The following is a 12,618-nucleotide window of genomic DNA, read 5'->3' as shown; positions in this document are numbered from 1 at the left end:
CCTCACACCTTACGGTGGCAGTGTCTCCAGAGTGCCCAGCTTAACCTGATGGCAACTGAAGAGAAGGGTTGCGCTCGTTATGGCACTTAAGCCGACACCTCACGGCACGAGCTGACGACAACCATGCAGCACCTTCACAGATGTCCCGAAGGAAGTCTCTATCTCTAGATCCGGCATCTGCAATTCAAGCCCGGGTAAGGTTCCTCGCGTATCATCGAATTAAACCACATGTTCCTCCGCTTGTGCGGGCCCCCGTCAATTCCTTTGAGTTTCACCGTTGCCGGCGTACTCCCCAGGTGGGATGCTTAACGCTTTCGCTTAGCCACTCACCCCGAAGGGCAAACAGCGGGCATCCATCGTTTACCGTGCGGACTACCAGGGTATCTAATCCTGTTCGATACCCGCACTTTCGAGCTTTAGCGTCAGTAACACTACAGCGAGCTGCCTTCGCAATTGGAGTTCTTCGTGATATCTAAGCATTTCACCGCTACACCACGAATTCCGCCCGCTTCCTGTGCACTCAAGTCTGACAGTTCGCGCTGCAGTGCCCAGGTTGAGCCCGGACATTTCACAACACGCTTACCAAACGGCCTGCGCTCCCTTTAAACCCAATAAATCCGGATAACGCCCGGACCTTCCGTATTACCGCGGCTGCTGGCACGGAATTAGCCGGTCCTTATTCGTAGGGTACATGCAAATAACCACACGTGGCTAACTTTATTCCCCTAAAAAAGCAGTTTACAACCCATAGGGCCGTCTTCCTGCACGCTACTTGGCTGGTTCAGACTTCCGTCCATTGACCAATATTCCTCACTGCTGCCTCCCGTAGGAGTTTGGACCGTGTCTCAGTTCCAATGTGGGGGACCTTCCTCTCAGAACCCCTACTGATCGTCGGCTAGGTGGGCCGTTACCCCGCCTACTACCTAATCAGACGCATCCCCATCCATAAGCGATAAATCTTTATTCCATCTCAGATGTCTTTGACGGAAACCATAGGGCATTAATCTTACTTTCGCAAGGCTATTCCCTACTTATGGGCAGGTTGGATACGCGATACTCACCCGTGCGCCGGTCGTCATCAAAGAAAGCAAGCTTTCTTCATGTTACCCCTCGACTTGCATGTGTTAAGCCTGTAGCTAGCGTTCATCCTGAGCCAGGATCAAACTCTCCATTGTAAAATATCTTTGAATATCTAATTGAATAGATGATTTGTCTCTGTTTCAAGGACGCTTATCCTTTTATTGAAGTCGGTTTAAAGCCTGGACAAAAACTAAACTTGACGGTTCGTTTTTGTTACCCATTCACACATATTTATAATATGTGGACGCTTCTTGTACTACTTCTCTGTCTATGTAATCTTTTCAAAGAACTCTTTCTTTTAAGCCTCGTAACCAACGTTATTTGGCTGCTTCCGTTTGTTCGAAAGCGAGTGCAAAGGTATACAAAATATCCATAACCTCCAAATGTTTTCAAGAAAAAATTGCAAAAAACTAAGATTTTGCGCGTTCTTTGACAATAAAAGCTTGCTCCCGTGGACGTACACATTATAATATATAATATAAGAATAAAGAATTAAAGATTAAATAATATATAAGGACTAAAGAAAAATAAGAATAGTTTTAGATTTAAAGAAGGAAGATTAATTATAGGACTCCCCTACTCCCACAAATTATACGAGTATTGGCAGTTATGCATGCATTCATTGATTGCTCTTGCCTTACATCCGCCACAATCGGCAATAACATGACGAGTATTGGCAGACTGTCTTTCTCTGATTGCTATGGCCCGACTTCCGCCACAATCGGCAATAACATGACGAAGCTGGTTGACACCGCTTACTACACCTCCCGACATATTTTACAGTATCAGCCTACTTTTACCATTCTACGACATGTACAATAAAAGAACCGATTTGAAATTTACGGACAAGAACCCTCATGAGATTTGCGTATTTGAAATTGCGATGTAAGAATGCCTCAAATACGTGAATTTTGAAGAATTTTCATATCTATCTGAATATCAACACGTTACACATTTAACGTTTCTTCGGTTCAAGAAGTGGGCGCCAAAACCCCAGCTCCTAGGGGTCGAAAGCTTAGGGTTGATGCGATAAGGTCATAGAGTTTAGCGAACAAAGTCTTAGGTTTCGACCCCCAGGAGCTGGGGTTTTGGCGGGAGAGAGAATCAAGGGGAAGAAAAAAGTCCAAACAGGCTGATCAAAAGTTGAATATTTTGAGCTAGATGACGATTTTTGAAAACGCTGTTTTTTGATAAATTATTTGACAGCCCAACCATTACAAGCAGGAAAAATCAACAAACGCACGATACTTATAGTCGTGACAGGATTCAGAATTTTTAAATCAGATAAAAACAAAACGCAACATAAACAGAACAGACTCAAAAAATACTCATCACCACAAACAGTCCATTCAAAAAATGAAGTCAACACTAACGACAAACCACAAAAAAATACTCCTCATAGCTTCCTTAACAAGCAATGAGGAGTAACAGATAATTCAAAGTTAAAAGAAAAAAGTATTTAGCAGGGAAAACTATGTAACCTATCAAGCCCTCAATCTTTCTTGCAAACTTGAACTCTTTCTTAAATATGTCATCAAGAGAAGCACGCTACCAAAAGCTATCAACATTGAGACTAGATAGCTAAGACCTGCAAAAGAATCATACAAACCGTGCAAGGTAGCAGGAATAGCCAAGGCTAAAGTATACATCGATTTACGAAATCGTGGATATAAATTTGCCAGGGAAATAAAATATCCAGAGATACCAGCCCATATCGCATGTAGAAATGGAAGAGAAGTCAACCGAGCTATATTCAAAACAAAAGCTGAAGTATAATCTGCCTGTATATTTACTTGAGTTTGATACTGCACACCTTCAAATACACCAAAAGCAATACCAGCCATCAAGCCATAATAAACTAATGTCTGTGGCAAAATAGGTTCTTTTGCTTTTTTCTCCAAATATAATAATGGAACCATTTTCGCCAATTCCTCAGTCACACCTACACCTAATATATATCCGATAATATTTATAGGGAAGCCAACATGAGTAAACGAATAAAAGAAATTAAGACTATTAAGACCTGAAAAAATTAAGAACACTGCTAACTGAGTCAAAAAGAAAACACCAATAGTAGTCTTAACACTCACCTGCCTTGTCTTGAAAAAATAATAAAAGAAAATGCCCCAGATTGTTGCAAAATAAAGTGATACCGCATAAAAGACGAAATACCCTTCTATCGGCAAAAGCATTATTACTGATAAAGAGAGACCAACAATAGCCAATATCATCAACCGTTTGTCATCTTTAAATCCTTTCTCGGTCATCTCTTTGTGAGGAAAAATAAATTTTCTTCCTATATAAGATAACTGCTGACCAATAGTACCACTATTCTTAATTCGAGGATTTATACCAGCACGATTTAGAAATAATTCTATTGTCCCCTCTTCACCTGTCCATGCATCACGAGCTTTATCATGCATCAGAAGTTTACCTTCTTCTACATAATGCGCCACCACCACTTCCTCATAGGGTCCATAATCACGTGAATTTCTCGTTACTATTATCATAGTACATGTATGCTATTTAACACATTACTTAGAATAGTATCGCAAAGCCATACTTTCTATGGCCAAAACATTTGGAATCATTCCACCATTGATACTTCTTTTTAAAAAATCTCGGAGATTATAATGATCACAACCTATACTTTGAGCAGGATCATCAATAACACTAACACCAATTTCAGGTTGAACAAGCAATTTTGCATTACTTGGAAATAAGTTTAGATTATTAATGTAATAACTAAGCATATCTTCTACATTATGCACAAATTCTTTGATATTTTTAAATCTTTTTTCCATAAACTCTTATTATTATATTTTACATGACGAATATACATCATAAATTATAACAAACAAGGAATATGCCATTAAGTTTGGATAACTTTAAAATCTCTTATCAATTCATTAGATTTGCAAGGTATATTACCTATAATTATGAAAAATTCAGATCTACTGCCAATATGTCGCAATTCTATTTTACAACATAAGCCTTAATGATTTTTACATCTTCTTTTGGACGAGACCAAGCATCTACCTCAACTTGTTGTATCCTATCGATAACCTCTAACCCTTCTGTCACTTCACCAAAAACAGTATACTGTCCATCCAAAAAAGGCGTACCTCCCACTTCTTGATACACTTTTCTAATTTCTGGTGTAAACTTCACCTTAAAGTTTGTAACAGTATCTATAACTGACTGATAAAAGTTAAGCTGATGCTCTGAAAACTTCTTACCCCAAACAATATAAAATTGAGATCCAGATGATTTTTTGTCTGGATTTTCGTTGTCAGGTTGGCGAGCTGCTGCTAAAGCTCCACGCTTATGAAAGAACTGCGGATATATTATTTCTGCAGGAAAATCCTTTCCAATCTGATGATTTCCTAATACTTGCCCCGGCTTAGCCTTTCTACTATCAGGATCGCCAGTCTGAATCATAAAATCTTTAACAACACGATGAAATAACATACCATCCATCTGTTTACTATTTACTATCTTAAGAAAATTATCGCGATGTTTCGGAGTTTCATTATACAACTGAATTCGTACATTACCCATACTGGTTTGAAGCAGCACCTCGGTACGCTTCACAGACTGTGAGTAAACAGATAATTGCACCAACAACAAGCCTAAAGCCAAAATAAATTTTTTCATACACTATTTAAATTATATTTGTTTTCTTTACTAAAAATCCAATGACAAAGATAATAAAAATTTCGACATATCAGATTAAATTAGTATCTTTGCAAACCTTTTAGAATATAATTGGACTAGAAACCAAAATTAATGATAAATACATTAAGGTAATATGACAGACAACATGGATAACGCTGAATTTACAGCAGGAGTTTGGACTGAGGTAGAATGTACGGAAGAATGTTATAACCAATTTGTACAAGAACCTATTTTCGACGAAGACCATGCTCAATTTTTTCTTTGTCGCGAAGATGGTACACGCAAACCTGTTCGCATGAGTACGGTTGTTTTCCGTCAGTATGGTTCTGAAGATTGGGAAGATGATATCATGTACGGATGCGTTGAAGCTCAAGCCTTAGGTGATGGTCAAGAGGAACCTATACCTGTAAAAATATACAATTTAGGTACTCCTGCAGACGAACTTGTACAAGTAATCAAACAGGATGCTAATGGTACACTTTTCACCGTGAATTATGATGATGGTAATATAGAAATACCTGCTGCACAAAAAACTGATGAAGGCTTTTTGATTACTCACGAACAGGTTGTAATTGGAGACCCTATCGAAATAACATTTAACCCAACTAACGGGAAAGCTTTCACCATGCACATAGAAGTTCCAAACATCGGTTTGACTATTCGTGACGGTGAAGGCAAAGCTGTAACAGGCAATCTGGAACTCAGTTTCGAAGATGTAATGACATACACCTATAGTTTTAAAGGAAACGAACACGACGACCGTTTTCTCATTTCTTTTAACAACGACAAGAAAATATATCTATATATCCAATCTGACAGCCATACACTATCTATCAGAAACAAAAAAGATAAAATGGCCAAAGTGGGAGAAACAGCAAGTGAAGGAAAACTTGCCTTGCTACTTGAGGGCATACCAAACGCTGTTATTAAACACGGTAATGAGCGTTGGCGTATCAAAGTGGAAGGATAAATCCTCCCACTTTTTTCTTCAAAATAAATCTTATCTAAAGATACTTTAATCGATACAAAAAAACCGATGAGCAATTAATCCCTCAAGCTCATCGGTCTGTTTTTTTTCATCGTACAAAATATTAAAAATGTGGGTCGTCCGCCGACGACGAGTTAAGTCAAATATTATTTTTCCAAGATTATATATGTGAATCTTTAAAAGTATGCATGTTTAAAACTCACCAAATGGTTAAACCATCTCGCGAGCAGATTAAAATTTCGGACATAAAGTATATTAGTTATATAATGCTCACTATCCGTAAATTAGTTAATCCTTCAATCAACAAAGCTATAAGTCACTATTTACGGTAGTTTGTAGAAACGCCTGACCAATTACAGGTATATATAACTTTTGGGACAACAAAGGTACAAATATTATTGTAACTACCAAAATAAAATGGATGTTTTTTACAAAAAAAACATCCATTTCCCTTTAAATATATAATTAATTCCCAATTACAAAGCAAATTCCATGAGATTTACCCATTATTTCGAGCAATCCACTATCACAAGCAATCCTGCAATCATATATTAGATAAAGTATGAACAAAAAATTGAATTTCGCAATAATATAAAAATTATTGTAGCCCGCTTAATACAGAAAATCTATATTAATCATCTTCCCAATTACGAGCCTTCCATGTTGCATCTTTATAAGATGCAAATAAGCCACAAAATCCAACTATCATTCCAAAAATATTCCCAATTGAATTATCAAGATTATCTATCAAAAAATCATTAATGACAAAATTGATTTCAACAATTATTAATGCTAGTGACAATCCTACCATTGCAATTAAAAATAATTTTTTCATACTTCAGTAAAAAATAAAATTCAACTATAAGATTAACTTCATTTGCAAAGATACATTTTTTTTTAAAACATCCAAATATTCAAATAAGTATTTTTTTGAGTTTAACATCATTTAACTATAAAAATATAGATAATTAGGCAGGAGCATGGGAATTAGTTCCCCATAAGACCTTCCCGTTATTAGGGCGGCTTAGAAACTTGCGCTCGTTAGAATATGCCCATGCTGGGAGAACAAAAAAAAAGAGAAAAACAAAACTTGTTTTTCTCTTTAATCTGTGACTTCGCTGGGATTCAAACCCGGAACCTTCTGATCCGTAGTCAGATGCTCTATTCAGTTGAGCTACGAAGCCAAACCATAGAATTTGCAAATCAAAGAAAAGTGACTTCGCTGGGATTCAAACCCGGAACCTTCTGATCCGTAGTCAGATGCTCTATTCAGTTGAGCTACGAAGCCATATTTCTGAATTGCGAGTGCAAAGGTAGCACTATTTTTTGAAACCACCAAATATTTTAGCTATTATTTTTTGATTTTTTTTAATCGAATTCCGAATTCTTTTAAAGCACTTGGTCTAACTCCCTTATACATAAGGGCTTCCAGACATTCTCGAGATTCCTTCTTTCTACGCAGTAATAAATTCAAATCGAGCAAATTAGTAAGATAATCAATATTCATCGTATCAAGTTCATATGCTCTTTGATAATCATAAGCGGCAGTTTCAAGCATATTCCGCTCTTTTTCCATACCAGCTCTTGCTGCAAAAGCCACAGCACTGTCAGGATTAGCTTCTATCAGCATATTAATCTGATCATAAGCTTCTGTATAGTGCTTATCTTTTTGATTAAGAAGTGCCAACCCAAGCTGAGCTTCAAAATTACCAGGAACCAAAGTTAACAAATTCTGATAATCCAAACGTGCAAAATTATATCGCATCATCTTATCATTCACAAAAGCACGGTAAAAGAGTCCCGCAATATTAGTAGGATCAATATAAAGTACTTTATCTAAATCATCCTTAGCATATTCCCACTGCTCCAGTTGTATATTCCATGAAGACTTCTTCAACCTGAGATCTATACTATCAGGGTGATAAGCTAAAGCCTCTGTTGCAGCTGCCAAACTATCACGAAGTGGATTACGATAAGGTTGTACCGTTTGGTTTTGTATTCGCTGGTTAAAAGAACTCATTTGAGCCATGCCTTTCAGACCGCCCATAACACTTAGCAAATATAAGAGGAGAAACTTTTTCATATTATACCATTTACTATTAGACTCTACACCATAGTGTTCGTAGACTGCAAAGGTACAAAAAAAGCGGAACGAAATAGTCTCCGCTCCGCTTTGTTATCATTTATATTAAGAAATTAAGCATTCTTTATATAATTAGTGATCCACTGACCTACTTCAATAGTACCATACTTTGCGCCACCTTCTACCTGAATTTCTGGTGTACGCACATTCTCATTAAGAGACGCATCAACAGCCTGACGGATTAAAGCCCCCTCCTCTTTCAGACCAAAATGCTCGAGCAACATAGCAGCACTTAAAATCTGAGCTACAGGGTTTGCAAGGTTCTTTCCGGTAGCCTGTGGCCATGAGCCATGAACAGGTTCAAATAAAGGAGTATGTTCACCCAAAGATGAAGAAGGCTGAAGTCCCATACTTCCAGTGATACAACTTGTCTCATCTGTAAGGATATCACCAAAAGTATTTTCTGTAACGATAACATCGAAGAATGTTGGTTCAGTTAACACACGCATAGAAGCGTTATCAATAAACATATAATCTACGTTAACTTCAGGATACTGCGGCTCCATTTCTTTCGCAATCTGACGCCATAAACGAGAAGAAGCCAAGACATTCGCCTTATCAACAACAGTAAGGTGCTTATTGCGCTTCATTGCAAAATCGAAAGCTACCTTAAGAATACGCTCTATTTCTGGTCGATAATAAATATCAGTATCATAAGCCTTATCATTATCCTGATACTTCTCGCCAAAATACATACCTCCAGTTAACTCACGGATAACGACAAAATCTGCGCCCTTAAGTAGTTCATCCTTCAATGGACTCATATGAAGCAATGTGTCGAAAGTTGCAACAGGACGTACATTGGCAAACAGTCCAAGCTTTTTACGCATAGCTAGAAGTCCTTGCTCAGGACGAACTTTTGCAGTAGGATCGTTATCAAAGCGAGGATCACCTACAGCAGCAAAAAGAACAGCATCTGCCTCCATACAAGTTTTGAATGTTTCTTCAGGAAATGGATCACCAACCTCATCAATAGCATGTGCGCCACAGATAGCTTCCTTATATATAAAGTTATGACCAAATTTTGCTGCGATGGCATCCATAACAGCTACACCTTGTTTCATAATTTCTGGTCCGATACCATCACCGGCCAATACCGCAATTTTTAAATCCATAATTAATATTTTATGATGTACTAATACAATGTTTATTCCAAATTCAAATTTCTTGGAGAAGGATTGTTTATTGTACTTTCGTTGTTTTCTACCATATTAAGCATTTTGAGTGTTGCTTTGATAGCAGCCTCAGTCTGATCAGCATCCAATCCTCGTGTTCTCCAAATTTTATCACCTTCACGCCAGGTTATTACAGTCTGTACCAAAGCATCAGTACGCCCACCTGGTGGAATACTTACAGCATAATTGTCAAGTGCAGGAAATGTGCGATGCAACTTATGTTTGTAAATAGAACGAAGTGCTTTAACAAAGGCATCATACTGTCCATCACCAGTGGCATCCTCTTCATACTCTTCACCATTAATACTTACCTTCAGACTGGCTATAGGCTTTAAGCCATAACTAGTTGAAACCATGTAACTTACCAGCTTCACTTTATCTTCTGGTGCATTATGTTTAAGAACATCACTAACAATATATGGTAAGTCATCAGGAGTAACCAGTTGTTTACGAGCCCCAAGTTCTGTTATGCGTTTAGCAACAGCCTTAGTCTGTTCTTTAGTCAGTTCTAAACCGAAATCAGCCAAGTTTTTAATAATATTGGCTTTACCAGAATTCTTTCCTAATGCATATTCACGATGGCGACCAAATCTTTCTGGAACCAAAGCATTAGCGTAAAGATTTCCTTTATTATCGCCATCAGCATGTACCCCTGCAACCTGTGTAAAGACATAATCACCTACGACAGGTGTATTAGGAGCAACAGCAATGCCACTATAGCCCGCCACCAAATGACTAGCATCAACCAAAGCGGTTTCATCAATATTATCTTTATAGCCCATTTGGTCTTTAATCATTACATGAACAGACGACAAAGGAGCGTTACCACACCGTTCTCCCAAACCATTCACGGTAACATGTAGACCAGTACAACCCGCTTCTAAAGCTGCTAAAGAATCACCGACAGCCATATCATAGTCATTATGCGCATGAAAATCAAAACGTACACCAGGATAACGGCTAACCATATCATGAAGGAATTTATAGGCATTCAAAGGATTCAAGATACCCAAAGTATCAGGCAACAAGAAACGTACAATACCTTCATCTTTCAAGCCATCCATCATTTGATAGACAAATTCAGGACTATTAATCATCCCCTGCGACCAGTCTTCGAGATATAAGTTAACCTTCATATCCTTTCTATGAGCATAACTGATAACCTCCTTGATATCTAAGATATGTTCACGAGGAGTTTTACGCAACTGCTGTGAGCAGTGTTTAAGCGAACCTTTAGCCAGCAGATTGATAACTTTACCACCACACTCATTAATCCAGTCCACAGACTTCATTCCATCCACAAAGCCGAGAACCTCTACACTTTCCAAACGGTCGATGCTTTTGGCATAATTACAGATCATGCTAACAGCATCTTTTTCACTTTCAGATACTCTCGCCGAAGCCACCTCAATACGATCGACTTTGACTTCAGAGAGTAACTGACGCGCAATCATCAACTTTTCGTGAGGCAAGAAAGAGACACCATTGGTCTGTTCGCCATCACGAAGGGTTGAATCGAGTATTTCTATTTGTTTGCTAACTCCCATGCTTCGACCTTATCTCTATTTTGGACCAGGAAGTCTACATCGTCCAGTCCATTTTCGAGGCAGTGCTTCTTGTAACCATTGATTTCAAACTGTTCACTGTGACCTGTTGTCAGATTCGTGACAGTCTGATTAGGCAGGTCAACTTTCACCTGAGCTTGATGATTACCATCAATAGTATCGAAAAGCTCTTTCAAGAAATTTTCACTTACCACTACAGGTAACACCAAGTTATTCAACTCATTATTCTTATGAATATCTGCAAAGAAGGAACTAATTACGACACGGAAGCCTGCACCTGCGATAGCCCATGCTGCATGTTCACGAGAAGAACCTGAACCAAAATTTTTACCAGCCACTAAGATAACACCACTGTAAGAAGGGTCATTCATCACGAAATCAGCCTTTGGAGAACCATCAGCATTGTATCGCCAGTCACGAAAAAGATTTTCACCCATACCCTTTTTATCAATCGCCTTTAGAAAACGAGCAGGTATAATCTGGTCTGTATCTACATTTTCCAGAGGAAGTGGAATACAACTTGATGTTATTACGTTAAATTTCTGTTTCATTTTGATGTGCATTTGAATGTGAAAAGATAGAATTACATGAACTCACGAGGGTCTGTCAACTTACCTGTAATAGCAGAAGCGGCAGCGACCAATGGACTAGCCAAAATAGTACGACTACCTGGTCCCTGACGACCTTCGAAATTACGATTTGAAGTACTTACAGAATACTTGCCCGCCGGTATTTTATCATCATTCATAGCAAGACATGCAGAGCACCCTGGCTGACGAATTTCAAAACCTGCAGCTTCAACAATTTTATCAATTCCTTCTTCACGAATCTGCTTATCAACCAACCATGAACCAGGAACCAACCAAGCTGTCACGCCTTCAGCCTTCTGATGTCCTTTTACAATTGAAGCAAAGGCACGGAAATCCTCAATACGTCCATTCGTACAAGCACCAAGGAATACATAATCTATCTTATGGCCTAAAATTTTCTCACCAGGTTTAAAACCCATGTAATTCAAACTCTTTTTGAAAGAAGCCTGCCCCTCTGCATCGATTTCATCGAGTGTAGGGATAGTATCATTGATACCAATACCCATACCAGGATTTGTACCATATGTAACACGTGGTTCAATGTCTGCAGCATCATAGTTAAGTTCACGATCGAATACTGCATCATCACCACTCTTCAGTTTCTTCCATTCTTCTACAGCCTTATCCCACTCTTCTCCCTTAGGAGCATATTCTCTACCCTTGATATATTCAAAGGTTGTCTCATCAGGAGCAACAAAGCCACCACGAGCCCCCATCTCAATACTCAGATTACATAAAGTCAAGCGGCCTTCCATAGACATATCCTTGACCACATCACCAGCATATTCTACGAAATAGCCAGTAGCGCCTGAAGTAGATATCTGAGCCATGAGATAAAGTGCTACATCCTTAGCTGTTACACCTTTTTTAAGTTTACCATTGATATTAATTCGCATACTCTTTGGCTTAGACTGCAGGATACACTGTGATGCCATAACCATCTCTACTTCAGAGGTTCCTATACCAAAAGCAACTGCGCCCATCGCACCATGAGTAGAAGTATGAGAGTCACCACAAACAATCGTCATACCAGGCAAAGACAAGCCTTTCTCTGGACCAACGACATGTATTATACCATTGTCCTTTGAATTCATTTTGAACTCAGTTACACCAAATTCTGCACAGTTTTTGTCGAGTGTATCTACCTGTCGTTTACCAATAGGATCCTCGATAGGTTTGTCTTGATCATGTGTAGGAATATTATGGTCAGGCATACAGAAAATTTGATCAGGGCGAAATATTTTAAGTCCTCGCTCACGCATACCTGCAAAAGCCTGTGGTGAAGTCACCTCGTGACAATACAAGCGATCAATATAAAGTTGTGTCGGACCGTCTTCTACGATCTGAACTACATGTTTGTCCCAAATCTTGTCAAATAAAGTATTCATATATAATCTTG

11 protein-coding genes, 2 tRNA genes, 1 rRNA gene and 1 riboswitch (1 of these 15 running past the window's edge) are annotated in these 12,618 nt (G+C 38.5%); of the genes, 2 read left to right on the top strand and 12 right to left on the bottom strand.

What is annotated here, in order from left to right; all coding sequences use genetic code 11:
- Window positions 1-1,175: ribosomal RNA gene (locus L6471_RS08280) — 16S ribosomal RNA — on the bottom strand (it extends 355 nt beyond the left edge of the window).
- A 514-nt stretch (window positions 1,176-1,689) separates the two neighbouring features.
- Here L6471_RS08280 and L6471_RS14260 point away from each other — a divergent pair.
- Window positions 1,690-1,902 carry a leucine-rich repeat protein gene (locus L6471_RS14260; protein ID WP_404830166.1) on the top strand — a complete coding sequence of 71 codons (213 nt, stop codon included), beginning with the start codon at window positions 1,690-1,692 and terminating at the stop codon, window positions 1,900-1,902.
- Between the two features lie 662 nt (window positions 1,903-2,564).
- Here the strand turns inward: L6471_RS14260 and L6471_RS08270 are convergent.
- From L6471_RS08270 to L6471_RS08260, 3 genes are all read right to left on the bottom strand, one after another.
- Window positions 2,565-3,590: a PrsW family intramembrane metalloprotease gene (locus tag L6471_RS08270; protein ID WP_173652183.1), complete on the bottom strand. Its 1,026-nt coding sequence runs from the start codon at window positions 3,588-3,590 to the stop codon at window positions 2,565-2,567.
- 24 nt (window positions 3,591-3,614) lie between these two features.
- Complete coding sequence (locus L6471_RS08265; RefSeq protein ID WP_006283244.1) at window positions 3,615-3,884, bottom strand: hypothetical protein; 270 nt, start codon at window positions 3,882-3,884, stop codon at window positions 3,615-3,617.
- A 172-nt stretch (window positions 3,885-4,056) separates the two neighbouring features.
- Window positions 4,057-4,737, bottom strand: a complete 681-nt coding sequence (locus L6471_RS08260) for a peptidylprolyl isomerase (RefSeq protein ID WP_006283245.1) — start codon at window positions 4,735-4,737, stop codon at window positions 4,057-4,059.
- A gap of 154 nt (window positions 4,738-4,891) precedes the next feature.
- Between L6471_RS08260 and L6471_RS08255 the strand changes: the two genes are divergently transcribed.
- Window positions 4,892-5,728, top strand: coding sequence for a hypothetical protein (locus tag L6471_RS08255; protein WP_237797672.1), 837 nt, complete (start codon window positions 4,892-4,894; stop codon window positions 5,726-5,728).
- A gap of 310 nt (window positions 5,729-6,038) precedes the next feature.
- Window positions 6,039-6,135, bottom strand: a riboswitch (purine riboswitch).
- Window positions 6,136-6,377: 242 nt separating this feature from the next.
- Here L6471_RS08255 and L6471_RS08250 read toward each other — a convergent pair.
- The 8 genes from L6471_RS08250 to leuC all read right to left on the bottom strand — a co-directional run bounded on the left by L6471_RS08250 (window position 6,378) and on the right by leuC (window position 12,607).
- On the bottom strand, window positions 6,378-6,581 hold the full coding sequence (locus L6471_RS08250; protein WP_006283246.1) for a hypothetical protein: 204 nt from the start codon (window positions 6,579-6,581) through the stop codon (window positions 6,378-6,380).
- Between the two features lie 275 nt (window positions 6,582-6,856).
- A tRNA-Arg gene (locus tag L6471_RS08245) sits at window positions 6,857-6,930 on the bottom strand.
- A gap of 30 nt (window positions 6,931-6,960) precedes the next feature.
- A tRNA-Arg gene (locus tag L6471_RS08240) sits at window positions 6,961-7,034 on the bottom strand.
- A 63-nt stretch (window positions 7,035-7,097) separates the two neighbouring features.
- A complete protein-coding gene (locus L6471_RS08235) occupies window positions 7,098-7,829 on the bottom strand; it encodes a tetratricopeptide repeat protein (protein ID WP_094449000.1) in 732 nt (243 codons plus the stop codon).
- A 113-nt stretch (window positions 7,830-7,942) separates the two neighbouring features.
- On the bottom strand, window positions 7,943-9,004 hold the full coding sequence (gene leuB / locus L6471_RS08230; protein ID WP_006283248.1) for a 3-isopropylmalate dehydrogenase: 1,062 nt from the start codon (window positions 9,002-9,004) through the stop codon (window positions 7,943-7,945).
- A gap of 32 nt (window positions 9,005-9,036) precedes the next feature.
- Window positions 9,037-10,611 (bottom strand): alpha-isopropylmalate synthase regulatory domain-containing protein, encoded by a 1,575-nt coding sequence (locus L6471_RS08225; RefSeq protein WP_006283249.1) that lies wholly within the window; start codon window positions 10,609-10,611, stop codon window positions 9,037-9,039.
- The gene (leuD, locus tag L6471_RS08220; protein ID WP_006283250.1) at window positions 10,590-11,180 is read right to left on the bottom strand and encodes a 3-isopropylmalate dehydratase small subunit; all 591 of its coding nucleotides are present in this window, start codon (window positions 11,178-11,180) and stop codon (window positions 10,590-10,592) included. The genes L6471_RS08225 and leuD overlap by 22 nt, the downstream gene beginning before the upstream one ends.
- Window positions 11,181-11,212: 32 nt before the next feature.
- Window positions 11,213-12,607 carry a 3-isopropylmalate dehydratase large subunit gene (leuC, locus tag L6471_RS08215; protein ID WP_027453737.1) on the bottom strand — a complete coding sequence of 465 codons (1,395 nt, stop codon included), beginning with the start codon at window positions 12,605-12,607 and terminating at the stop codon, window positions 11,213-11,215.
- Window positions 12,608-12,618 lie beyond the last annotated feature (11 nt).

Source organism: Segatella bryantii, assembly GCF_022024215.1.
Classification (GTDB): Bacteria; Bacteroidota; Bacteroidia; order Bacteroidales; family Bacteroidaceae; genus Prevotella; species Prevotella bryantii.
The sequence above is the reverse complement of the archived record's forward strand: the minus strand, read 5'-3'. Positions and strand labels throughout refer to the sequence as shown.

Excerpts from the sequence above, each read along its gene's own strand:
- L6471_RS08225 (WP_006283249.1), bottom strand. The coding sequence starts at position 10,611 with ATGGGAGTTAGCAAACAAATAGAAATACTCGATTCAACCCTTCGTGAT.
- leuD (WP_006283250.1), bottom strand. The coding sequence starts at position 11,180 with ATGAAACAGAAATTTAACGTAATAACATCAAGTTGTATTCCACTTCCT.
- L6471_RS08255 (WP_237797672.1), top strand. The coding sequence starts at position 4,892 with ATGACAGACAACATGGATAACGCTGAATTTACAGCAGGAGTTTGGACT.
- leuC (WP_027453737.1), bottom strand. The coding sequence starts at position 12,607 with ATGAATACTTTATTTGACAAGATTTGGGACAAACATGTAGTTCAGATC.
- L6471_RS08235 (WP_094449000.1), bottom strand. The coding sequence starts at position 7,829 with ATGAAAAAGTTTCTCCTCTTATATTTGCTAAGTGTTATGGGCGGTCTG.
- L6471_RS08250 (WP_006283246.1), bottom strand. The coding sequence starts at position 6,581 with ATGAAAAAATTATTTTTAATTGCAATGGTAGGATTGTCACTAGCATTA.
- leuB (WP_006283248.1), bottom strand. The coding sequence starts at position 9,004 with ATGGATTTAAAAATTGCGGTATTGGCCGGTGATGGTATCGGACCAGAA.
- L6471_RS08260 (WP_006283245.1), bottom strand. The coding sequence starts at position 4,737 with ATGAAAAAATTTATTTTGGCTTTAGGCTTGTTGTTGGTGCAATTATCT.
- L6471_RS08270 (WP_173652183.1), bottom strand. The coding sequence starts at position 3,590 with ATGATAATAGTAACGAGAAATTCACGTGATTATGGACCCTATGAGGAA.
- L6471_RS14260 (WP_404830166.1), top strand. The coding sequence starts at position 1,690 with ATGCATGCATTCATTGATTGCTCTTGCCTTACATCCGCCACAATCGGC.
- L6471_RS08265 (WP_006283244.1), bottom strand. The coding sequence starts at position 3,884 with ATGGAAAAAAGATTTAAAAATATCAAAGAATTTGTGCATAATGTAGAA.